We start from the raw sequence: 23,346 nt of genomic DNA, 5'->3' as shown, positions 1-23,346 counted from the left end.
GATTCGAAACGGAGTGAAGCAGGCATGAAGAAGATCACCAAGGCAATATTTCCGGTCGCCGGCATGGGAACGCGTTTCCTGCCGGCAACCAAGGCCAGCCCGAAGGAAATGCTGCCGATTGTTGACAAGCCTCTGATCCAGTATGCGGTCGAAGAAGCGGTCGCGGCGGGCATCACCGACATGATCTTCATCACCGGCCGGACCAAGCGCTCGATCGAGGACCACTTCGACAAGGCCTACGAACTCGAGACCGAACTGGAAGCCCGGGGCAAGAAGGAACTGCTCGAGATCGTGCGCAAGACGGTGCCGAAAGGCGTCAACTGCATCTACACCCGCCAGTCCGAAGCACTGGGTCTTGGCCACGCCGTGCTGTGTGCCGACAACATCGTCAATGATGAAGCCTTCGCGGTGATCCTCGCCGACGATCTGCTCGACAACAAGGACGGCACGCCGGTGCTGAAGCAGATGGTCGACGTTTACAGCTATCACCGCTGCTCGGTGCTGGGCACGATGAACGTGCCGCGCTCGGAAACGCGCAGCTACGGCATCGTCAGCACCGAGAACGAATCGGGCAAGGTGCAGCGCATGACCGGCATCGTCGAAAAGCCGAAGCCCGAGGAAGCGCCCACCACCCAAGCCGTCGTCGGCCGCTACATCCTGACGCCGCGCATCTTCGACCACATCCGCGCATTGAAGCCCGGCGCCGGCGGCGAGTACCAGCTCACCGACGCCATCGCCTCGCTGCTCAAGGAAGAAGCGGTGCTGGCCTACCAGTTCGACGGCGTACGCTACGACTGCGGTTCCAAGCTCGGCTACCTGAAAGCGACCATCGAATTCGGCCTGCGCCATCCGGAAACCGGCGCCGAATTCGCCGACTATCTCGGTGAACGCTTCGGCGTGCAGCAGAAGAGCGCCAAGGCTGCCAAGTAAGAAGCGTCAATCGAGGACGGGGTGGGGAGAGGCCGGCAACCTGGCTTCTCTTCCACCCCGTGCCGCATTTCAGACCTGGTTCAAGCGCCTTGCCAGCGGCGTGCAGCGGATGACGAACTTCTCGACCTCGGCGACGCAGAACACCAGCAGGCCGGCGGCCAGCACCTTGGTCCACTCCAGCAGCGTCAGGCCGTTCGAGCCGAAGATGTCCTGCATCACCGGCAGATGGGTGAAGGCAAGCTGCAGCGGAATGCAGGCGGCGATCGCCAGCAGCACGTAGCGGTTGCCGCTCAGGCGGGCAGGGGCGAGGATGAAGCGGCTATTGACCAGGTAGAACATCTCGACCGCGACCACTGCATTCACCGCCATCGTGCGTGCGGTCTCGATGCCGGTACCGCTGTCGAGTTCATACAGGAACAGGCCCAGGGCGCCGGCCATCATCAGCACCGACACCATCAGCACGCGCCAGACGAAGAAGCCTGACAGCAGCGCTTCGCCGGGCGGCCGCGGCGGGCGGTTCATGATGCCGCGCTCGGCCGGTTCGAAGGCCAGCGCCAGACCGAGCGTGCTCGAGGTCACCATGTTGATCCACAGCACTTGGGCCGCGGTCAGCGGCAGGGCCAGCTCGAACAGGATCGCGGCAATGACCACCAGCGCCTCGCCGCCGTTGGTCGGCAGCATGAACAGGATGAACTTCTTGAGGTTGTCGTAGACCGCGCGGCCTTCGCGCACCGCGGTGGCGATGGTGGCAAAGTTGTCGTCGGCCAGCACCATGTCGCTCGCCTCCTTGGCGGCCTCGGTGCCTTTCAGGCCCATTGCCACGCCGACGTCGGCGCGCTTGAGCGCCGGGGCGTCATTGACGCCGTCGCCGGTCATTGCCACGACCTGGCCATGCTCCTGCAAGGCTTGCACGAGGCGCAGCTTGTGTTCGGGACTGGCGCGGGCGAAGACGTCCACGTCCATCGCCACCTTTCGCAACGTGGAATCGTCCATCAACGCTACCTCGGCGCCGGTCAGGGCCGGCCTGCCGACGCCGATGGCAAGCTGGGCGCCGATCGCGCGGGCCGTCTCGGCGTGGTCGCCGGTGATCATCTTGACCCGGATGCCGGCGTGGTGGCATTCGCCGACCGCGCGGATGGCTTCCTCGCGGGGCGGATCGATGATGCCGACCAGGGCCAGCAGCACGAAGCCGGATTCGGTATCGGCAAAATCCAGCGACTCGCCCTGCGGCGCGGCGCGCCTGCATGCCAGCGCCAGCAGGCGCAGGCCCTGGGCGGCGACGCTGGTCGCCATGCGCCGCCAGTGGTCGATGTCCAGCGCCTCTTCGCCATCAACACCCCACTGGGCATTGCACATGTCGAAGATCCGTTCCGGCGCGCCCTTGGCGAAGATCCACGGCATGTCGTCGCTGTCGCGATGCCAGGTGGCCATGAAGCGGTGCTGGGATTCGAAGGGAATCGAATCGAACCGGGGCCAGGCTTCATCGCCGAGATGCTGCGGGAACCCGGTCTTGCCGCCGAGCACCAGCAGCGCGCCTTCCGTCGGGTCGCCCTCGACCCGCCAGAGATCGTCCTCTTCACACAGGCGGGCGTCGTTGCACAGCACGCCGGCGCGGATCGCCATCGACAGTGCGGGATAGTGCTCGGGGTCGATGATGCGGCCATCCAGGCTCAGATCGCCCACCGGCGCATAGCCGACGCCGCCGACGTCGAACACATGGCCGGCACAGACCACCTTCTGCACAGTCATTTCGTTGCGCGTCAGCGTGCCGGTCTTGTCGGAGCAGATCACCGTGACCGAGCCCAGCGTCTCGACCGCCGGCAGGCGGCGGATGATCGCGTTGCGCCTGGCCATGCGCTGCACGCCCAGGGCCAGCGTGACGGTCATGATTGCCGGCAGGCCCTCGGGAATCGCGGACGCGGCCAGCGCCACCACCATCATGAACATGTCCGCTGGCGCGTGGCCGCGCCATAGCGTGCCGAGCACGAAGGTGGCTGCCGACATCGCCAGGATGGTCAGTGCCAGGGCGTGGCCGAAGCGGTCGACCTGACGCAGCAGCGGTGTCGCCAGGCTGCGGATGTCGGCCAGCATCTGGTTGATCCTGCCGAGCTCGGTGGCCGCGCCGGTCCTCACCACGATGCCGCTGGCCTGGCCATACACCACCAGGGTGCCGGAATAGGCCATGCCGTGGCGGTCGCCCAGCGGCGCATCGGCGGCAACGGTGGCCGTGCTTTTTTCCACCGGCAGCGACTCGCCGGTCAGCGCGGCTTCCTCGACGCGCAGTTCCTTGACCGAGACCAGGCGCAGGTCGGCCGGCACGCGGTCGCCGGAGACCAGCACGACGAGATCACCGGGCACGAGCTCGCCGGCATCGATTTCCCGCCGCATGCCGTCGCGCACGACCATCGCATGTGGCGACAGCATTCCGCGGATGGCGTCGAGCGCGGATTCGGCCTTGCCTTCCTGGATGAAGCCGATGATGGCGTTGATGATCACCGCGGCCATCAGCACACCGGTGTCGACCCAGTGCCCGAGCAGCGCGGTGATGACGGCGGCGCCCATCATGACGTACAGCAGGATGTTGTGGAACTGCATCAGCAGCCGCATCAGCGGGCCGCGCCGCTTGGGGGGTGCGAGGCGGTTGGGGCCGTAGACGCCCAGGCGCCGGTCGGCTTCGGTGTCGCTCAGGCCGTGCCTTCCGGTGTCGAGGATTTCTTCGATCTGCGAGCGGTTCAGGGTATGCCAGTCGGAGGCCGGCTGGAGCGGGGAAGCAGAGGAATCACCAGCGTGAGCGGGGCGGGCGTCTTGCGTCATGGGCGGGGCTCGATGTCCAGGCGCTTGTTCAGCGATGTTCTACTCTTCCTGACAGCGGCGGGATTGCCGTAGTTCATGGCGCAAAAGGAAAAACGCCCTTCGCGGCGGGCCGGAAGGGCGTTTGCAGGGGTGAGGCCGGAAACTCAGGCTTCGGCGGCCTTCGCCGCGCGCTTGCGCTCGTGTTCTTGCAGGTGGCGCTTGCGCAGGCGGATCGACTTCGGCGTGATCTCGACCAGTTCGTCGTCGGCGATGAACTCGATCGCCGATTCGAGCGTGAGCTGGATCGGCGGCGTCAGGTTGACCGCCTCGTCCTTGCCCGAGGCACGCACGTTGGTGAGCTGCTTGCCCTTGATCGGGTTGACGACGAGGTCGTTGTCGCGCGAATGCACGCCGATGATCATGCCTTCGTACAGCGCGTCGCCGGGGCTGACGAACATGCGGCCGCGGTCCTGCAGGTTCCACAGCGCATAGGCGACGGCGTCGCCGTTGTTCTGCGAGATCAGCACGCCGTTGCGGCGCTCGGCCATGGCGCCGGCCAGCTGGCCGTAGTCGTCGAAGACGTGGCTGGCGAGGCCGGTGCCGCGGGTCAGGGTCAGGAACTCGCCCTGGAAGCCGATCAGGCCGCGGGCCGGGATGCGGTATTCGAGGCGCACGCGGCCCTTGCCGTCCGGCTGCATGTCCTGCAGCTCGCCGCGGCGGCGGCCGAGTTCTTCCATGACGCCACCCTGGTGCTCTTCCTCGACGTCAACGGTCAGCAGCTCGTACGGCTCGCACTTGACGCCGTCGATTTCCTTGAACACCACGCGCGGACGGCCGACGGCCAGCTCGTAGCCTTCACGGCGCATGTTTTCCAGCAGGATGGTCAGGTGCAGCTCGCCGCGGCCAGAGACTTCGAAGACGTCGGCGTCCTGGGTGTAGTTGACGCGCAGGGCGACGTTCTTCAGCAGTTCCTTCTCGAGGCGCTCGCGGATCTGGCGGCTGGTGACGTACTTGCCTTCGCGGCCGGCCAGCGGCGAGGTGTTGACCATGAAGTTCATCGTCAGCGTCGGTTCATCGACGGCGATCGGTGGCAGCGGGTCGAGCCTGTCGGGGTCGCACAGCGTGACGCCGATGTTGACCTGGTCGATGCCGGCGATCAGCACGATGTCGCCGGCTTCGGCGACATCGGCGGGCGAGCGCTCGAGGCCCTTGAAGGTCAGCACCTGGCTGACCTTGCCCTTGCCGCGGTTCTCGTCGCCGTACATCACGACCAGTTCCTGGTTGGGGCGGACGCGGCCGCGCTGGATGCGGCCGATGCCGAGCTGGCCCATGTAGGTGGAGTAGTCGAGCGAGCAGACCTGCATGCGCAGCGGGCCGTTGACGTCGATGTCGGGCGAGGGCACGTACTTGAGGATGGCTTCGAACAGCGGGCGCATGTCCTTGCGCTCGTCGTCGAGGCTCTCGACCGCGAAGCCGTTGAGGCCGGAGGCGTAGATGACCGGGAAGTCGAGCTGTTCCTCGGTGGCGCCGAGCTTGTCGAACAGGTCGAAGGTGTGGTTGATGACCCAGTCCGGACGGGCGCCCGGACGGTCGATCTTGTTGATCACGACGATCGGCTTCAGCCCCAGCGCCAGCGCCTTGCGGGTGACGAAGCGGGTCTGCGGCATCGGGCCTTCCTGGGCATCGACCAGCAGCAGCACGCTGTCAACCATCGACAGCACGCGCTCGACCTCGCCGCCGAAGTCGGCGTGGCCCGGGGTGTCGACGATGTTGATGTGGGTGTCGCCGTACTGGATCGCACAGTTCTTGGCGAGGATGGTGATGCCGCGTTCCTTCTCGATGTCTCCCGAGTCCATGACGCGTTCGGCGACCTGCTGGTTTTCGCGGAAGGTGCCGGACTGGCGCAGCAATTGGTCGACGAGGGTGGTCTTGCCGTGGTCAACGTGGGCGATGATGGCGATGTTGCGGATGGCGCGGGACATGGAGGCGGGAAGTCTTTGAAAGGGCGAGGATTCTAACATGCGTTGCGGCGGCGCAGCATGCTTTGTCGAGCCTGCATGCTAAAATCCGCGCCCATTTTTCAGCGGAGCAAGCGGATGCTCGCGATCATCGGCGGCAGCGGCCTGACCCAGCTTTCAAATCTCGCCATCGTGCGGCGCGAAGTCGTGCGCACGCCCTATGGCGAGCCGTCCGGCGCGCTGACCTACGGCAGCCTGTGTTCGGAGCCCGTCGTCTTTCTCGCCCGCCATGGCTACGGCCATACCATCCCGCCGCATCGGGTCAATTACCGCGCCAACATCTGGGCGCTGAAGCAGGCGAAGGCCAGGGGCATCATCTCGGTGGCCTCGGTGGGCGGCATCCGTGCCGGATTCGGGCCGGGCACGCTGGTCGTGCCCGACCAGATCATCGACTACACCTGGGGGCGCGACAGCACCTTCTTCGAAGGCGGCGAAATGCCGGTCAAGCATGTCGATTTCACCCACCCGTATGATGCGGAACTGCGCCGGCGATTGCTCGCGGCGACGGCGGCTGCCGGCGAGAGCGCGGTGGATGGCGGTGTCTATGCCGCCACTCAGGGGCCGCGGCTGGAAACGGCGGCCGAGATCGATCGGCTGGAGCGCGACGGCGCCGACGTCGTTGGCATGACCGGCATGCCTGAAGCGGTGCTGGCGCGCGAACTGGAATTGCCGTATGCGGCGCTCAACGTCGTGGTCAATTACGCAGCGGGGCGCTCGGACAGCGCCCAAGGCATCGTCTTCGACGACATCGAGGCCACGCTGCAGACGGCGATGTCCCGCGTCCGCGCCATTCTCGAAATGATTTGCCAAGCATGAGACAGGAACCGATGGAGCAGCGAGCGCACGACATGAAACGTCTGGAAAACAACTTCGAGCACCTGCTGTTCTCCAGCCGCTGGCTGATGGCGCCGGTCTATTTCGGCCTGGTGCTGGCAATGCTGGTGCTGCTGGTCAAGTTCGCCAAGGAGGTGTGGGGGCTGTTCGCCCACATCATGACGGCGACCGGCGGCGAACTGATCATCGGCGTGCTGTCGCTGGTCGACATCGCCCTGATCATGAATCTGCTGATCATCATCATGTTCAGCGGCTACGAGAACTTCGTTTCCAAGATGGAGGATCTGCACAGCCACCAGGATCGGCCGGACTGGATGGGGCACATCGGTTTCTCCGACCTCAAGATCAAGTTGATCGGCTCGATCGTGGCGATCTCGGGGATCGAGCTGCTGAAGGCCTTCATGAACGTCGACAACCTCAGCGACCGCCATCTGGCCTGGATGGTGGGCATCCACGTCACCTTCCTGTGCTCGGGTGTGCTTTATGCGCTGATGGACCGCCTCAGCAGCAAGGGGCACTGACGCTCCACGCAGCGCACAGAGGGGAAGGGTGGGCATGGCCCTTCCTCAGACCTGCAGGCGCTCCAGCAATTCGCGTTCGATGCGCAGCAGCTGGGCGTCCTGCGCAAGCGCGGTGCCCGTCAGCAGGAAGGTGTCCTCGACCCGTTCGCCGAGCGTGGCGATCTTTGCCGTGTGCAGGCGGATGCCATGGCTGGCGAGCGTTTCGGCGATGTCGAAGAGCAGTCCGGGCCGGTCCGCCGCGATAAGCGACAGGATGTAATGCCGTCCTGCTTCATCTGCCCGGATGCTGACCTGCGGCGTGATCGGGAAGTGCTTGACATGGCGCGACATACGGCCCCGCTGCGGGCGGTCGAGCGCATCCGGGCGGGCCAGGTAGGCCGTGAGCTCGTGTTCGATCAGCGTGATGACGTCACGATAGCTGGCCTCGCCGCCCGCATCCTGCAGCATGAAGCTGTCTAGCGCGTAGCCGTGGCGGGTGGTGTGCACCTTGGCGTCGAGGATGGTGAAGCCGAGGCGGCCGAAAAAGCCGGTCAGGCGGACGAAAAGCTCCCTCTGGTCGGGGGTGAAGACCATCACCTGAACGCCGTGCTCGTCCTCGGCCACCCGCGCCTTGACGACGGGTTCGTCGGTGTCGGGGCGGAAGTACAGCACCCGGGTGTGCCAGGCGATTTCTTCGGCCGAATGGCGCATGAAATAGACCGCATCCAGCTCCGACCACAGCCGTTCCTCGGTGCCGGGGCGCAGGCCGTGGTAGCGCAGCAGGCGGCGTGCGTCCTCCAGGCGGTCGTCGATGCCCAGTGCCTGCTGGGGCGTGGCGCCGCGCAGCAGGCGCTGGGTGGCGAAGAAGAGGTCTTCGAGCAGCTTGCCCTTCCAGCCGTTCCAGACCTTGGGGCTGGTGCCGCGGATGTCGGCGTGGGTCAGCAGATAGAGTGCGATGAGCCTGCGTTCGCTGCCGACGGTGGCGGCGAAGCGCTGGATGACCTCCGGATCGGAGATGTCTTCCTTCTGGGCGAATTGCGACATGGTCAGATGATGCTCGACCAGCCAGACGACGAGTTCCGTGTCTTCGGGTGCCAGTTCGTGCTGCACGCAGAATTCACGTGCGTCGACCATGCCCAGTTTCGAGTGGTCGCCGCCGCGCCCCTTGGCGATGTCGTGGAACAGCGCTGCCACGTACAGCAGCCAATGGCGGTCGAAGACCTGGATCAGACGCGTCATCAGCGGATATTCGTGCGCATGCTCGCCCATCGTGAAGCGCCGTATGTTGCGCAGCACCATCAGGATGTGCTGGTCCACGGTATAGACGTGGAACAGGTCGTGCTGCATCTGGCCGACGATCCTTCGCCAGGCCGGCAGGTAGCGCGACAGGATGCCGTATTCGTTCAGCCGTCGGAACGCATGCACGATGCCGCGCTTCTGCTGCAGGATCTGCATGAACAGGGCGCGGTTTGCGGGGGCGGCACGGAAGGTCGCGTTAATGAGGTTGCGGTTGATCCACAATGCCCGCAAGGTCCGTGCGGTCATGCCCTTGAGTTCCGAACGCTGCTGCAGCAGCAGGAAGCACTCGAGCAGCGCGGACGGATTGCGCTCGAAGACGTCTTCGTGGCGGATGTCGAGCAGTTCGCGCACGGCCTGGAAGCGCTGGTTGATGACGATGGCGGCGCCGCGGCCGGGAAAGATCGCCGTGCCGTAGTTCTGCAGCAGAATCGTGTTGAGCTGCGTCACCATCTTGGCATTGACGTAGTAGCGCTGCATCAGCACTTCCGAGGCACGCCGAATGGCGGTTGCCTCTATGCCCATGATGCGCGCCAGTTTTTCCTGATGGTCGAACAGCAGGCGGTCCTCCGCGCGTCCGGCCAGATAGTGCAGGCGGATCCGCAGGTGCTGCAGGAAGCGTTCCACGCTGCGCAGCTCGCTGGCTTCGCCGCCGGTGATCAGGCGGCGGCGGGCCAGGTCGCGCCAGTTGCGGCCGAGCCCGGTGGCCTGGGCGATCCAGCCGAGCATCTGCAGGTCGCGAAGGCCGCCAGGGCTGTCCTTGCAGTTCGGCTCGAGCGAATAGGGGCTGTCGTCGAAGCGCGCATAGCGCTGTTCCTGTTCGAGCAGCTTGGCCTTGTAGAAGGTGCTCACGTCCAGGGCGGCGCGATAGCGCTCTTCCAGCGAGTTGAAGAGATAGGCGTTGCCCGTGAGAAGGCGGGCTTCGAGCAGGCTGGTCTGCACGGTGATGTCGTCGTCCGCGGCCTCGATGCATTCATCCACGGTGCGTGCGGCATGGCCGATCTCGAGTCCGATGTCCCAAAGCGCACCGACCATGGCGGACAGCCGGATGCGGATGTCGATGTCCGCCGGGCCGGGCAGCAGGATCAGCAGGTTGACGTCCGAGGCGGGAAACAGCTCGCCGCGCCCATAGCCGCCGACAGCCACCAGCGCTGCCGAGGCCGGCATGCCGCAGGCCTGCCAGATGCCGACGACCTCGGCATCGACGAGCCGTGTGCGCCCCTTCAGTACCGTCGATGTGCGTGGATGGGCCTGGTAGGCCTCCCTGAGAGCGGCCGAACCTTCGGCCAGCCGCTGCCGGGCTTCCGCGATCAAGGGTTGAAGGCGGGCATTGAGGGCGTCCTGCATGCTGGCTCCTCAGGCAAGGCGCGAGGCGGCGATGGCTGGCGGAGGCGGGCAGTGCGCGGACAGGGTCAGCACTTCGACGCCGGTCTCGGTGACCAGCACGGTGTGTTCCCACTGCGCCGACAGGCTGCGGTCCTTGGTGACGATGGTCCAGCCGTCGGGCAGCGCGGAAATGGCGGCCTTGCCGGCGTTGATCATCGGTTCCACGGTGAAGATCATCCCCGGCAGGATCTCCGCTCCGGTACCTGCCTTGCCGTAGTGCAGTATTTGCGGCTCCTCGTGGAACTTGCGGCCGATGCCGTGGCCGCAGAATTCGCGCACGACCGAGTAGCCGGTGCCTTCGGCGTGCTTCTGGATCACCGCGCCGATGTCGCCCAGGTGGCCGCCGGGTTTGACCGCGGCGATGCCCAGCCACATGCATTCATAGGTGATCTGGGCCAGCCGGCGGGAGGCGATGCTGGCCGCAGCCTCGCCGCCGACCAGGAACATGCGGCTGGTGTCGCCGTGGAAACCGTCCTTGATCACGGTGACGTCGATGTTGAGGCTGTCGCCCTTCTTCAGCGCCTTGTCGCCCGGGATGCCGTGGCAGACCTGGTGGTTGATCGAGGTACAGACCGACTTCGGGAAAGGCGTGTAGCCCGGCGGTGCGTAGTTAAGCGGCGCCGGGATCGTCTGCTGCACGTTGACCATGTAGTCGTGGCACAGGCGGTCTAGCTCGCCGGTCGTGACCCCGGGCTTGACGAAGGGGGTGATGTAGTCGAGAACCTCGGCGGCCAGGCGGCAGGCCACGCGCATCTTTTCGATCTCTTCCGGGGTCTTGAGGACGATGCTCATCTTGATATCTGTCTGCTGGGGGCTGGAAAGTGCTTAAAGGTATCGCAAGCGGGTGCTGGCGGGCAAACGCGGAAGGTGGCTACCCTTGAGCGGCTCTGGTTCTGCGTGCTAATATCGCAGGCTTGTCTGCATGGGCAGGCAAAAAATCCACACGTCCTGCGGAATGGGGTCCGGTGTGTGCGCCGAAGGCGTGCAGGCCGGCAAGGTGCAAGGGCGCGTGCAGGTTGCCTGATGGCGGCCGGCGCGTGTTTCCGAGCGCTCCCGGGGCGGAGGTCAAACCCTTTCAAATCTGGAGTAACACATGTCAGTCACGATGCGTCAGATGCTCGAAGCGGGCGTCCATTTCGGTCACCAGACCCGTTTCTGGAATCCGCGCATGGCCCCCTACATCTTCGGCCAGCGCAACAAGATCCACATCGTCAACCTCGAAAAGACGATGGTGAAGTACAACGAAGCGATGGACTTCGTGCGCAAGCTGGCCGCCAACCGCGGCAATATCATGTTCGTCAGCACCAAGCGCCAGGCGCGCGAGATCATCGCCGAGGAAGCCGCCCGTGCCGGCATGCCTTTCGTCGATGAGCGCTGGCTCGGCGGCATGCTGACCAACTTCAAGACCGTCAAGCAGTCGATCAAGCGCCTGAAGGAAGTCGAGGCCATGATCGAGGACGGCTCCATCGAGCGCCTGTCGAAGCGCGAAGCGCTGACCGTGCGCCGCGAAATGGAGAAGCTGCAGAAGTCGATCGGCGGCATCAAGGACATGGGCGGTCTGCCCGATGCGCTGTTCGTCATCGACGTCGGCTACCACAAGATCGCCATCACCGAAGCCCAGAAACTGGGCATTCCGGTCGTCGCCGTGGTCGATACCAACCACTCGCCCGAAGGCGTGGATTACGTGATCCCGGGTAACGACGACTCCTCGCGCGCCATCCGCCTGTACGCCCGTGGCGTGGCCGATGCCGTGCTGCAGGGCCGCAGCCAGGTGCTGCAGGAAATCGTCGATGCCGGCGGCGACGAGTTCGTCGAGGTCGAGGAAGAGAATACCCAAGAGCAGGCTTGATCCGCGGCTTGCGAGGGCCTCGAGGGGCCCTTTTTTGTCATCATGAATACCCGTTCCGCATTGGCCGGGCCAATGCGGGCGATAGCCGAAATTCGAGGAGTTAGCATGGCGGAAATCACCGCGAGCATGGTCAAGGAACTGCGCGAGAAGACCGACGCGCCGATGATGGAGTGCAAGAAGGCGCTGACCGAAGCGGCCGGCGACATGGGCAAGGCCGAAGAGATCCTGCGCGTCAAGCTCGGCAACAAGGCCACCAAGGCCGCAACCCGCGTGGCGGCCGAAGGCGTGGTCGGCATCGAGATCGCAGCCGACGGCAAGCTGGGCGCCATCGTCGAAGTCAACTGCGAGACCGACTTCGTCGCCAAGAACGACGACTTCCTCGCCCTGGTGCAGAACAGCGCCAAGCTGGTCGCCGACAAGAACCCGGCCGACGTCGCCGCGCTGTCGGCGCTGCCGCTGGCTGACGGCACGGTCGAATCCGTGCGCGCCGCGCTGGTCGGCAAGATCGGCGAGAACATGTCGATCCGCCGCTTCGTCCGCGTCGAAGCCAAGGGTCAGCTCTACAGCTACATCCACGGCGGCGCCAAGATCGGCGTGCTGCTGGATCTGGTCGGTGGCAACGAGCAGCTCGGCCGCGACATCGCGATGCACATCGCCGCTGCCAAGCCGAAGGCGCTCGACGCCTCGGGCGTGTCGCAGGACCTGATCGACGCCGAGCGCCGCATCGCCATCGAGAAGGCCCGTGCCGACAACAAGCCCGAAGCGATGCTGGAAAAGATCGCCGACGGTACCGTGCAGAAGTTCCTCAAGGAAGTCACGCTGCTGGCCCAGGTCTTCGTCAAGGCCGAGGACGGCAAGCAGACCATCGAACAGCTGCTGAAGGCCAAGGGTGCTTCGGTTGCTGGCTTCACGCTGTATATCGTCGGCGAGGGCATCGAGAAGAAGGTCACCGACTTCGCTGCCGAAGTGGCCGAGCAACAGGCTGCTGCAGCTGCTGCCGCCGCAGCCAAGCAGTAAGGAGAAGCACATGTCCGCCGCCTACAAGCGCATCCTGCTGAAACTGTCCGGCGAAGCCCTGATGGGGGACGACGCCTATGGCATCAACGAGGACGTGGTCACCCGCATCGTCTCCGAAATCGCCGAGATCTCTCGTCTGGGCGTCCAGGTGGGTGTGGTGATCGGCGGCGGCAACATCTTCCGCGGCATGAAAGGCGCGTCGTCCGGCATGGACCGCGCCACTGCCGACTACATGGGCATGCTGGCGACGGTGATGAACGCGATGGCGCTCGCCGACGCGATGCGCCGCATCGACGTCGAGGCGCGCGTGCAGTCGGCGCTGCGCATCGACCAGGTCGTCGAGCCCTACATCCGCGGCCGCGCGATCCGCCATCTGGAAGAAGGGCGGGTGGTGATCTTCGCCGCCGGTACCGGCAACCCCTTCTTCACCACCGACACCGCGGCGGCGCTGCGCGGTTCCGAGATCGGCGCCCAGATCGTGCTGAAGGCGACCAAGGTGGATGGTGTGTATACCGCCGACCCGAAGAAGGACCCGGATGCCCAGCGCTACCATCGCATCAGCTTCGACGAAGCCATCGGCCGCAATCTGGCCGTGCTCGATGCGACCGCGTTCGCGCTGTGCCGCGACCAGAAGCTGCCCATCAACGTGTTTTCGATCTTCAAGCCGGGCGCGCTGAAGCGCGTCGTGATGGGCGAGGACGAAGGCACGCTGGTTCATTCCTGAGCCCTGGAGAACGTGCTGATGATTTCCGAACTGAAGAAGAACGCCGAGCAGAAGATGCAGAAGTCGGTCGAGGCGCTCAAGACCGACCTCGCCAAGATTCGCACCGGCCGCGCCCACGTCGGCTTGCTCGATCACGTCATGGTCGAGTACTACGGTTCGATGGTGCCGGTGAATCAGGTTGCGAACATCACCCTGATCGATGCCCGCACGATCGGCGTGCAGACCTGGGAGAAGCCGATGCTGCCCAAGGTCGAACGCGCCATCCGTGACAGCGACCTCGGCCTGAATCCGGCAAACATGGGCGAGATGCTGCGCGTGCCGATGCCCGCATTGACCGAGGAGCGCCGCCGCGACCTGACCAAGATCGTCAGGCAGGAAGGCGAGGGCGCCAAGATCGCGATCCGCAACCTGCGCCGCGACGCCAACCAGCACCTCAAGGATGCGGTCAAGGACAAGGAAATCTCCGAGGATGACGAACGTCGTGCCGAGGAGGACGTCCAGAAGCTGACCGACAGGTACGTCGCCGAAGTCGACAAGCTGCTCGCTGCGAAAGAACAGGAACTGATGCAGATCTGATCCGCCGGATCGGCTCTTCCCTCATGGGCAGGACAGGAGACGGACAATGACGGACAGACGGTTTGCGAGTTCTACGCAGAACATCCCGGATGTGTCTGCGGTGCCGCGGCACATTGCAATCATCATGGACGGCAACGGGCGTTGGGCGCGCAAGCGCTTCATGCCGCGCGTCGCCGGGCATGCGCGGGGGCTCGAGGCCGTGCGCACGGTGGTCAAGGCCTGCGTGGAGCGCGGAGTCGAGTACCTGACCCTGTTCGCCTTCAGCTCCGAGAACTGGCGCCGCCCGGCCGATGAAGTCTCCTTCCTGATGCAGCTCTTCATGCGGGCATTGAACAAGGAAGTCGCACGCCTGGACCACAACGGGATTCGCCTGCGAGTCATCGGCGACATGTCCCGCTTCGATCCGGAACTGGTGAAGGTCATCCGCGACTCGGAAGAGAAGACTGCCGGCAACACCAAGCTCAATCTGTGCGTGGCGGCGAACTATGGCGGCCGCTGGGATATCGCCAACGCGGTTTCCCAGTTGATGCGGGCCAATCCCGAGCGCCGCGACGGCTTCAGCGAGGAAGAGCTGACAGGGGCCTTGTCGATGAGTTTTGCGCCGGAGCCCGATCTCTTCATCCGCACCGGCGGCGAGAAACGCATCAGCAACTTCATGCTCTGGCAGCTTGCCTATACCGAGCTGTATTTCACCGATGCGCTGTGGCCCGATTTCGATGCGGCAGCACTCGACGACGCCATTGCCTCCTACCAGGGGCGTGAGCGCCGTTTCGGCCGGACCAGCGAACAGCTCGTCCACCAGGGGGTTCAGCCTCATGCTTAAGACGCGGATCATCACCGCGTTCGCGCTGCTGTTCGGCCTGCTCGCGGCCGTTTTCTTCCTTCCCCCCGCAGGCTGGCTGGTGTTCTGCGCCCTGGTGTGCGGCGTGGCGGCCTGGGAATGGGGAGCTCTGGCCGGTTTTGCGCCGATGCTGCGAGTGGCGACGGCGGTGGCTTTTGGCGCGAGCTGCCTGCTGCTCGGCCATGTCGTCGGCCTGAGTTCCCCGTTCCCGACCGGATACGAGCTCGGGCTGACGCCGCTTTACGTCATCAGCGCGGCATTCTGGCTGGTGCTGGCGCCGTCGTGGCTGGTGCGCAAATGGCCCTTGTCCGACCCGGTTCTGGCGTTGCTCACCGGTTTCGTCGTGCTCGTGCCCACCGCGCTGGCGCTGGCCCAGCTTCGTGCGATGGGCCCATGGACGATGCTCATCGCGATGGCGACGGTGTGGGTCGCCGACATCGCTGCCTATTTTTCCGGCCGCGCTTTCGGCAAGCACAAGCTTGCGCCCGCGATCAGCCCGGGCAAGACCTGGGAAGGGGCGGTGGGCGCGGTGCTCGCGGTAACGTGTTTCGGGCTGATCGTGCATGGCGTACGAGTGGGAAGCCTCCCCGACAGCATGTTTGCCGCCGTACTCGTCCTCATGCTGTGGACGGCGGTCAGCATCATCGGCGATCTGTACGAGTCGCTGCTCAAGCGCCAGGCCGGCCTGAAGGACAGCGGCAGCATCCTGCCCGGCCATGGCGGTGTCCTCGATCGCATCGACAGCCTGACGTCAACCCTGCCGACGGTCACCCTGCTTCTGGTGTTGATCGCCCAATGACCGGGGCGGCCCGGCCGTCCCTGCCTTCTTCCTGTTTTCCCATCGCATCCACGACGACAATGTCCCAACACGCCATCCAGCGCATCACCGTCCTGGGTGCGACCGGTTCGATCGGCCAGAGTACGCTCGACGTGGTTGCCCGCCATCCGGACCGCTTCTCGGTCTTCGCGCTGAGCGCGCACCGCCAGGATGACAAGCTGCTTGATCAGGTGCTGCGCTTCGAGCCGGAATTCGCCGTCATGGTCAACGCCGAAGCCGCTGCGCGGCTGAGGACGGCGCTGCGTTCGGCGGGCAGTCGGACCGAAGTGCTGTGCGGCACTGAAGCGCTGGTTGAAATCGCCGCAGCGTCCGAAACCGACATGGTCATGGCCGCGATCGTCGGCGCCGCCGGGCTGCGCCCTGCGCTTGCCGCTGCGCGCGCCGGCAAGAAGGTACTGCTGGCCAACAAGGAAGCGCTGGTGCTGTCCGGCCAGTTGTTCATGGATGCGGTGGCCGAGAGCGGCGCCGTCCTGCTGCCGATCGACAGCGAACACAACGCCGTCTTCCAGGCCTTGCCCGCCGGCTATGCGCGTGATCCGCGGCGCGCGGGGGTACGCAGGGTGCTGCTGACCGCATCGGGCGGTCCGTTCCGTGAAAGCCCGCTGGAGGCGCTGGCCGGTGTCACGCCGGAGCAGGCCTGTGCCCATCCCAACTGGGTGATGGGGCGCAAGATTTCGGTGGATTCGGCGACGATGATGAACAAGGGCCTCGAAGTCATCGAGGCGCACTGGCTGTTCGGCGCGCCGGCCGACATCATAGAGGTCGTCGTTCACCGCCAGAGCGTGATCCATTCGATGGTCGAGTACATCGACGGTTCGGTCATCGCCCAGCTCGGCAATCCCGACATGCGCACGCCGATCGCGCACGCGATGGCCTGGCCCGGGCGGATCGAAGCGGGGGTGCGTGCGCTCGATCTGTTCGAAGTGGCCCGGCTCGATTTCGAACGCCCGGATCTGGCCCGCTTCCCCTGCCTGGCGCTGGCGTTCGCGGCGCTGCGTGCAGGTGGCGCCGCGCCGGCGATGCTCAATGCGGCCAACGAGGAGGCGGTGGATGCCTTCCTCGGCCGCCGCATCGGCTTTCTGGATATCGCCCGCGTGATCGAACCCTGCCTGGAACGCGCCGGCGACTTCGCTGTCGATTCGCTGGATGCCGTGCTGGCCGCCGATGCGCAGGCGAGGGCGCAGGCACGGCTGGAAATAGACACGCTAGCGGCAGCCAGATGAATTTGCTCGACTACCTCCTGCCTTTCGCGCTCGCGTTGGGCCTGCTGATCCTGATCCACGAGCTGGGGCACTACCTCGTTGCGCGCTGGTGCGGCGTCAAGGTGCTGCGCTTCTCGATCGGTTTCGGCAAGCCGCTGCTGTCGCGCAAGGCTGGCCGCGACGGCACCGAGTGGGCGCTCGCGGCCTTTCCGCTGGGTGGCTACGTGAAGATGCTGGACGAGCGGGAAGGCCCTGTCGCGCCGGCCGAATTGCACCGGGCCTTCAACCGGCAGAGCGTCTGGCACCGCTTCGCGATCGTTGCTGCGGGGCCACTGGCGAACCTGCTGCTGGCGGTGGTGCTGTACTGGGGATTGTTCGTCACCGGCAGCGACGAGCTGCGGCCTCGCCTGGCCTTGTCGGATACACCGGCCATCGCCCAGGCGGCAGGGGTGCAGGATGGCGATCTCGTGCTGGCGGTGGATGATGAGGCCGTGCGCTCCTGGCAGGATCTGCGCTGGGTTCTGCTGCGCCATGCGCTGGACAGCCGCGAGGTGCAGCTCCATGTGCGTACGCTGGACGACAGGGACGCCGTTCGCAGGCTGGACCTCAGAGGAGTGCCGATCGATGATCAGCAGCAGGATCTGATCGCTCGCCTCGGTCTCCAGCCCTGGCGGCCGCAGATTCCCGCGCTCATCGGCAGGGTTGCCGAGGGCGGCGCAGCGGCGCGGGCCGGCATGCGCAGCGGTGACGAAGTCCTCGCGATCGAGGGTGAGGCGATCTCTTCATGGGGCGAACTGGTCGCCAGGGTGAGAGACGCGGCCGGCCGCAGCCTTCGTTTCGACGTGAAGCGTGATGGCGGGCTGCTCGTGCTGGACATCGTGCCGGACGAACAGGTCGAAGGTGGGGCCCGCATCGGAAGGATCGGCGTAGGTGTGGCCGAGCCGCTGCAGGGCGGCCTGTCGATGTTTGCCGAGGTGCGCTACGGCATCGGCGAAGGGCTGCTCAAGGCGGTGCGCCAGACCTGGGAAACCAGCGTGCTGAGCCTGAAGATGATCGGCCGCATGTTCACCGGCGAAGTGTCGTGGAAGAACCTTTCCGGCCCGGTCACGATCGCCGACTACGCGGGCCAGACGGCACAACTCGGGCTGGACCACTACCTCAAGTTCGTCGCACTCATCAGCATCAGCCTCGGGGTGCTGAACCTGCTGCCGATCCCGGTGCTTGATGGCGGGCACTTGTTGTACTATACGGTCGAAATCATCAAGGGCGGTCCGATTCCGGAACGCATCATGGAGATCGGTCAGCAGATCGGTCTCGTTCTTCTGGCGATGCTCATGGTTTTCGCCTTCTACAACGACATCAACCGACTCATTTCCGGCTGAACTCCTGCATGAATCGCAAGCTCCTGCCCGGGCTCATCATGGCCCTATTCGCCGCTGCGCCGGCGTTCGCATTCGAACCTTTCGTGGTCAAGGACATCCGGGTCGAGGGCATCCAGCGTACCGAAGCCGGTACGGTGTTCAACTACCTGCCCGTGCGTGTCGGCGAGCGTTTCGACGAGGCCCAGGCTGCCGAAGCCATCCGTGCGCTGTTCGCCACCGGTTTCTTCAGTGACGTCCGCATCGAGACCGAAGGCGACGTGATCGTCGTCGCCGTCGATGAGCGTCCGGCCATCGCGCAGATCGATTTCGTCGGCGTCAAGGAATTCGACAAGGACGCGCTGAAGAAGGGCCTGCGCGAAGTAGGGCTGGCCGAGTCGCGTATCTTCGACCGCTCGCTGCTCGACCGTGCCGAACAGGAACTGAAGCGCCAGTACCTGTCGCGAGGCAAGTATTCGGCCCAGGTCACGACCACGGTTACGCCGCTTGAGCGCAACCGGGTCGGCATCAACTTCAACGTCGATGAAGGTGACGTCGCCAAGATCCGCCAGATCAGCATCATCGGTGCCAAGGCCTTCGATGAGGACGATCTGCTGGAGCAGATGCAGCTGACCACGCCGGGATGGCTGACCTGGTACACCAAGAACGACCAGTATTCCCGCCAGAAGCTGTCGGCCGACCTCGAAACCCTGCGATCCTTCTACCTTAACCAGGGGTATCTCGATTTCAACATCGATTCCACCCAGGTCTCGATCACGCCCGACAAGAAGGACATCTACATCACGGTGAACATCACCGAGGGCGAGCAGTACAAGGTGACCGGGGTGCGCTATACCGGGGACCTCATCATCCCGGAATCCGAATATCTTGCGCTGACCACGCTGAAGCCGGGTGAGACCTTCTCGCGCGAGCGCCTCACGGAAACCACCAAGGCGATCACCGACCGCCTGGGCAACGAAGGCTACGCCTTCGCCAACGTCAATGCCGCGCCCGAGGTCGACAAGGAAAAGCGCGAAGTCGCATTCACGATCTTCGTCGATCCGGGCCGCCGCGTGTATGTGCGCCGCATCAACGTCGGCGGCAACACCAAGACGCGCGACGAGGTGGTGCGCCGCGAGATGCGCCAGATGGAAGGCGGCTGGTACGACGCCGCGGCGATCAACCGCTCGAAGACGCGCATCGACCGTCTCGGCTACTTCGACGAGGTCAACGTCGAGACGCCGCCGGTGCCGGGCACGACCGATCAGGTCGACGTCAACTTCTCGGTCAAGGAGCGTCCCACCGGCAACCTGATGCTCGGTGCGGGTTTCTCGAGTTCCGAGAGCATCGTGCTGTCGGCCTCGATCTCGCAGCAGAACCTGTTCGGCAGCGGCAATGCGCTGAGCCTGGGTCTCAACACCAGCAAGTCTAGCCGTACGCTGTCGCTATCCTTCACCAATCCCTATTACACCGTCGATGGTGTCAGCCTGGGCTGGGATCTGTACCACCGTACCTACGACCCGACCGACTACAACACGGTATCGCCCTACAAGACGGTGTCGACCGGTGCCGGTCTGCGTCTGGGCTGGCCGATTGCCGAGGACGATCAGATCAATTTCGGTCTGACTGCGGACCATACCAAGATCACCACCTACGAGGACAGCCCGGTCCTGTACAAGGATTTCTGCAAGGACTTCGGCTGCAAGGGTTCGAAGGCAGCGGATGGCGTCGGTGAAGTCAGCGTCAGCAGCCTGCTGCTTTCGGTCGGCTGGTCGCGCGACAGCCGCGACAGCTTCATCTATCCGAGGAAGGGTGTCTATCAGCGCCTGTACGGCGAAGTCACCGTGCCGGTGGGCGATCTGCGCTACGGCAAGCTGGGCTATCAGTATCAGCACTGGTTCCCGATCGGCCGCGACTATGCGCTGATGCTCAATGCCGACCTCGGTTATGCGAAGGGCTTCGGCGGCAAGGACGTGCCGTTCTACAAGAACTACTACGTCGGCGGCATCGGCTCGGTGCGCGGCTTCGACCAGGGCACGCTGGGACCGAAGTTTACCGATAGCGATGGCGACATCACCTCGAGCGGCGGTACGCGCAAGGTCGTCACCAATGCCGAGTTCTTCTTCCCGATGCCCGGCTCGGGCACCGACCGTTCGTTCCGCATATCCGCCTTCTTCGATGCCGGCTACGTCTGGGGGGAGGATCCGGCGACCGGCAAGGAGCAGAAGATGCGGTTCGACGACCTGCGCTACAGTACGGGTCTCGCCTTCGCGTGGAGTTCGCCGATCGGGCCGTTGAAGTTCAGCTTCGGCCATCCGCTCAAGAAAGAGAAGGACGACGAGATTCAGCGTTTCCAATTCCAGCTCGGCAGTGTGTTCTGAGCGTTGCACCAAACACGTTTCATTCGGAGGCATAAGTGAAAGTTAGTACCCTGTCCCTGGTGGGCGCAGCGCTGATCGGTCTGTCCCAGGCTGCCGTGGCCGACACCAAGATCGGCTTCGTCAACTCCGACCGCGTGATGCGCGAGGCGGCGCCTGCGGTGCGTGCCCAGCAGCGGCTCGAGAAGGAGTTCGAGAAGCGCGACCAGGAACTCCAGCGCATGGCCCGCGACCTGAAGGCCATGCAGGAAGATTTCGAGCGGGATGGCGCGACCATGAGCGAGAGCGACAGGCGCAACAAGGAACGTGCGCTGAACGATCTCAACCGTGATTTCCAGCGCAAGCAGCGCGAGTTCCGCGAGGATCTCAACCAGCGCCGCAACGAGGAACTGGCTTCGGTGCTCGACAAGGCGAACCGCTCGGTCAAGGACATCGCCGAGAAGGAAAATTACGACATCATCTTCCAGGAAGCGGTGTACGCCAATCCGCGCATCGACATCACCGACAAGGTCATCAAGGCCCTGTCCGACGCCAAGTAAGCTGCCGTCCGCATGTTTCGTCTCGACGAACTGGTAACGCGGCTCGGAGGGGAAGTGTTCGGCGACTCCGGCGTGGCCGTTCGCCGGGTGGCCACGCTCGATCAGGCCGGGGAGGGGGATCTCGCCTTTCTGGCCAATCGCAAGTACCTGCCGAAACTGCGCGAGAGTGCGGCGGCGGCGGTCATCGTCGCGCCGGACGCGAGGGAACTGCTGAACGGCCGCAACGCCATCGTCACGGCCGACCCCTATCTCTACTTCGCCCGCGTCGCCCAGCTCTTCAACCCGCTGCCGGCCGTGCGCCCGGGGGTCCATGCGCTTGCCGCGCTTGCTTCCAGCGTACCGCTGTCGGCCGAAATCGGTCCTGGCGCATCGATCGAAGAGGACGTCGAGATCGGCGAGGATGTCGTCGTCGGCGCGGGCTGCCACATCGGCCGTGGTGCTCGCATCGGACGCGGCACGCGGCTCGCTGCGCGGGTCACGATCCAGCATGGCTGCGTGATCGGAGAAGACTGCATTCTCCATTCCGGCGTGGTCGTCGGCAGCGACGGCTTCGGCTTTGCCCGTGAAAAGGGCGGGCGCTGGGTGAAGATTCCCCAGGTCGGCCGCGTCGTCATCGGCAACGAGGTCGAGATCGGCGCCAACACCACGATCGATCGCGGCGCGCTCGACGACACCGTGATCGCCGACGGCTGCAAGCTGGACAACCAGATCCAGATCGCGCACAACGTACGCATCGGCGCGAATACCGCGATCGCAGGCTGCGTCGGCATCGCCGGCAGCACCACCATCGGCGCGCGCTGCATGATCGGCGGCCAGGCGGGCATCATCGGCCATCTCTCGATTTGCGACGACGTGGTCGTTTCCGCCGGTACGCTGGTCAGCAAGTCGATCACCCGGCCGGGTGTCTATACCGCCAGTCTGCCGGTACAGCCGCACGCCGACTGGGTGCGCAACTTCGCCCACCTGCGCCATCTCGATGCACTGGCCGGACGCGTCCGCAGCCTGGAAAACCAATGAAGGCGGCCATGACGCCGCCGCCGGGACAACGCTCATGATGAACATCAACGAAATCATCGAATACCTGCCGCACCGCTATCCCTTCCTGCTGATCGATCGCGTGATCGAGATGGAAGAGGGCAAGCGCATCATCGCGCTGAAGAACGTGACGATGAACGAACCTTTCTTTCCCGGCCACTTTCCGCACCATCCGGTAATGCCCGGGGTGCTGATCGTCGAGGCAATGGCCCAGGCAGCGGCAGTGCTGTCGTTCAAGAGCATGGGCGTCAAGCCGGACGAGAACTCGGTGGTCTATTTCGCCGGCATCGACAACGTGCGCTTCAAGCGCCCGGTGGCGCCGGGCGACCAGTTGATCTTCGAAGTCGAGATCACCCATAGCAAGCGCAACATCTACAAATACAAGGGGGTCGCCCGCGTCGACGGCGAAGTGGCGACCGAAGCCGACCTGATGTGTGCGCTGAAGACCCTATGATCCATCCGACCGCCATCGTCCATCCGGGCGCCAGGCTCGGCGAAGATGTCTCGATCGGGGCGTACTCGATCATCGGCGAACACGTCGAGATCGGAGGGGGCACCCGGATCGGGCCGCACGTCGTCATCGAGGGCCATACCCGCATCGGCCGCGACAACGAGATCTTCCAGTTCTGCTCGCTCGGCGCCAAGCCGCAGGACAAGAAGTACGGCGACGAGCCGACCCGCCTCGAGATCGGCGACCGCAACACGATCCGCGAATACTGTTCGTTCAACGTCGGCACCAGCCAGGACACGGGCGTCACCCGCATCGGCAACGACAACTGGATCATGGCCTACGTCCATGTGGCGCATGACTGCGAGGTCGGCGACAACACAATTTTCGCCAACAACGCGACGCTGGCCGGCCATGTCCATGTTGGCGACTGGGCGATCCTCGGCGGTTTCACCGGCGTGCACCAGTTCTGCCGCGTCGGCGCGCACAGTTTCTGCGGCGTCGGCACCGTGCTGCTGCAGGATCTGCCGCCCTTCGTCACCGTCGCCGGCAACCCGGCCAAGCCGCACGGCATCAACAGCGAAGGCCTCAAGCGACGCGGCTACAGCAGCGAGGGCATTGCCGCGATCAAGCGTGCCTACCGGGTCCTCTATCGCTCGGGCCTGACGCTCGACGAAGCACGCCAGCGCGTTGCTGAGATCGCCGCCGAGCATGCCGAAGCCGGTCTGCTGTCCGGGTTCATCGCCGATTCCGGCCGCGGCATCGTCCGCTGAGGGCAGCACCA

20 protein-coding genes are annotated in these 23,346 nt (G+C 64.8%); 16 read left to right on the top strand and 4 right to left on the bottom strand.

The window, feature by feature from the left end:
* Positions 1-24 precede the first annotated feature (24 nt).
* Positions 25-930, top strand: coding sequence for a UTP--glucose-1-phosphate uridylyltransferase GalU (gene galU / locus QM748_RS05750; RefSeq protein WP_415246079.1), 906 nt, complete (start codon positions 25-27; stop codon positions 928-930).
* A 69-nt stretch (positions 931-999) separates the two neighbouring features.
* Here galU and QM748_RS05745 read toward each other — a convergent pair whose 3' ends face one another.
* Together QM748_RS05745 and typA are read right to left on the bottom strand one after the other, a co-directional pair.
* Complete coding sequence (locus QM748_RS05745; RefSeq protein ID WP_415246078.1) at positions 1,000-3,744, bottom strand: cation-transporting P-type ATPase; 2,745 nt, start codon at positions 3,742-3,744, stop codon at positions 1,000-1,002.
* Positions 3,745-3,887: 143 nt separating this feature from the next.
* Positions 3,888-5,705, bottom strand: coding sequence for a translational GTPase TypA (typA, locus tag QM748_RS05740; RefSeq protein WP_415246077.1), 1,818 nt, complete (start codon positions 5,703-5,705; stop codon positions 3,888-3,890).
* Between the two features lie 114 nt (positions 5,706-5,819).
* Here typA and QM748_RS05735 point away from each other — a divergent pair, with 114 nt between their 5' ends.
* Both QM748_RS05735 and QM748_RS05730 read left to right on the top strand, forming a co-directional pair.
* Positions 5,820-6,557 carry an S-methyl-5'-thioinosine phosphorylase gene (locus tag QM748_RS05735; protein ID WP_415246076.1) on the top strand — a complete coding sequence of 246 codons (738 nt, stop codon included), beginning with the start codon at positions 5,820-5,822 and terminating at the stop codon, positions 6,555-6,557.
* Positions 6,558-6,589: 32 nt separating this feature from the next.
* Positions 6,590-7,096: a TIGR00645 family protein gene (locus QM748_RS05730; protein WP_415246075.1), complete on the top strand. Its 507-nt coding sequence runs from the start codon at positions 6,590-6,592 to the stop codon at positions 7,094-7,096.
* Positions 7,097-7,141: 45 nt separating this feature from the next.
* Here the strand turns inward: QM748_RS05730 and QM748_RS05725 are convergent, their stop codons facing one another.
* Both QM748_RS05725 and map read right to left on the bottom strand, forming a co-directional pair.
* Positions 7,142-9,718, bottom strand: a complete 2,577-nt coding sequence (locus tag QM748_RS05725) for a [protein-PII] uridylyltransferase (protein WP_415246074.1) — start codon at positions 9,716-9,718, stop codon at positions 7,142-7,144.
* A gap of 9 nt (positions 9,719-9,727) precedes the next feature.
* A complete protein-coding gene (gene map / locus QM748_RS05720; protein WP_415246073.1) occupies positions 9,728-10,549 on the bottom strand; it encodes a type I methionyl aminopeptidase in 822 nt (273 codons plus the stop codon).
* A 301-nt stretch (positions 10,550-10,850) separates the two neighbouring features.
* On the opposite strand from map, the gene rpsB reads away from it, so the two are divergent.
* The 13 genes from rpsB to lpxA all read left to right on the top strand — a co-directional run bounded on the left by rpsB (position 10,851) and on the right by lpxA (position 23,335).
* Positions 10,851-11,606 (top strand): 30S ribosomal protein S2, encoded by a 756-nt coding sequence (gene rpsB, locus QM748_RS05715; RefSeq protein ID WP_415246072.1) that lies wholly within the window; start codon positions 10,851-10,853, stop codon positions 11,604-11,606.
* A gap of 105 nt (positions 11,607-11,711) precedes the next feature.
* Positions 11,712-12,623 carry a translation elongation factor Ts gene (gene tsf, locus QM748_RS05710; RefSeq protein WP_415246071.1) on the top strand — a complete coding sequence of 304 codons (912 nt, stop codon included), beginning with the start codon at positions 11,712-11,714 and terminating at the stop codon, positions 12,621-12,623.
* Between the two features lie 10 nt (positions 12,624-12,633).
* On the top strand, positions 12,634-13,347 hold the full coding sequence (gene pyrH, locus QM748_RS05705; RefSeq protein ID WP_415246070.1) for a UMP kinase: 714 nt from the start codon (positions 12,634-12,636) through the stop codon (positions 13,345-13,347).
* A gap of 18 nt (positions 13,348-13,365) precedes the next feature.
* Entirely contained in the window at positions 13,366-13,923 is a 558-nt protein-coding gene (gene frr / locus QM748_RS05700) for a ribosome recycling factor (protein ID WP_415246069.1), read from the top strand.
* A 46-nt stretch (positions 13,924-13,969) separates the two neighbouring features.
* Positions 13,970-14,746 carry a polyprenyl diphosphate synthase gene (gene uppS / locus QM748_RS05695; RefSeq protein ID WP_415246068.1) on the top strand — a complete coding sequence of 259 codons (777 nt, stop codon included), beginning with the start codon at positions 13,970-13,972 and terminating at the stop codon, positions 14,744-14,746.
* On the top strand, positions 14,739-15,563 hold the full coding sequence (locus tag QM748_RS05690; RefSeq protein WP_415246067.1) for a phosphatidate cytidylyltransferase: 825 nt from the start codon (positions 14,739-14,741) through the stop codon (positions 15,561-15,563). The genes uppS and QM748_RS05690 overlap by 8 nt, the downstream gene beginning before the upstream one ends.
* Before the next feature lie 59 nt (positions 15,564-15,622).
* Entirely contained in the window at positions 15,623-16,825 is a 1,203-nt protein-coding gene (gene ispC / locus QM748_RS05685) for a 1-deoxy-D-xylulose-5-phosphate reductoisomerase (protein WP_415246066.1), read from the top strand.
* Positions 16,822-18,186, top strand: a complete 1,365-nt coding sequence (gene rseP / locus QM748_RS05680) for an RIP metalloprotease RseP (protein WP_415246065.1) — start codon at positions 16,822-16,824, stop codon at positions 18,184-18,186. Before ispC ends, rseP begins: the two co-directional genes overlap by 4 nt.
* Positions 18,187-18,194: 8 nt before the next feature.
* A complete protein-coding gene (gene bamA, locus QM748_RS05675) occupies positions 18,195-20,543 on the top strand; it encodes an outer membrane protein assembly factor BamA (RefSeq protein WP_415246064.1) in 2,349 nt (782 codons plus the stop codon).
* Between the two features lie 35 nt (positions 20,544-20,578).
* A complete protein-coding gene (locus QM748_RS05670; protein ID WP_415246063.1) occupies positions 20,579-21,079 on the top strand; it encodes an OmpH family outer membrane protein in 501 nt (166 codons plus the stop codon).
* Between the two features lie 12 nt (positions 21,080-21,091).
* A complete protein-coding gene (lpxD, locus tag QM748_RS05665; protein WP_415246062.1) occupies positions 21,092-22,096 on the top strand; it encodes a UDP-3-O-(3-hydroxymyristoyl)glucosamine N-acyltransferase in 1,005 nt (334 codons plus the stop codon).
* A 34-nt stretch (positions 22,097-22,130) separates the two neighbouring features.
* The gene (gene fabZ / locus QM748_RS05660; RefSeq protein ID WP_415246061.1) at positions 22,131-22,568 is read left to right on the top strand and encodes a 3-hydroxyacyl-ACP dehydratase FabZ; all 438 of its coding nucleotides are present in this window, start codon (positions 22,131-22,133) and stop codon (positions 22,566-22,568) included.
* Positions 22,565-23,335: an acyl-ACP--UDP-N-acetylglucosamine O-acyltransferase gene (gene lpxA / locus QM748_RS05655; RefSeq protein WP_415246060.1), complete on the top strand. Its 771-nt coding sequence runs from the start codon at positions 22,565-22,567 to the stop codon at positions 23,333-23,335. Before fabZ ends, lpxA begins: the two co-directional genes overlap by 4 nt.
* Positions 23,336-23,346 lie beyond the last annotated feature (11 nt).

It is taken from the genome of Thauera sp., assembly GCF_047601425.1.
Lineage (GTDB): Bacteria > Pseudomonadota > Gammaproteobacteria > Burkholderiales > Rhodocyclaceae > Thauera.
The sequence above is the reverse complement of the archived record's forward strand: the minus strand, read 5'-3'. Positions and strand labels throughout refer to the sequence as shown.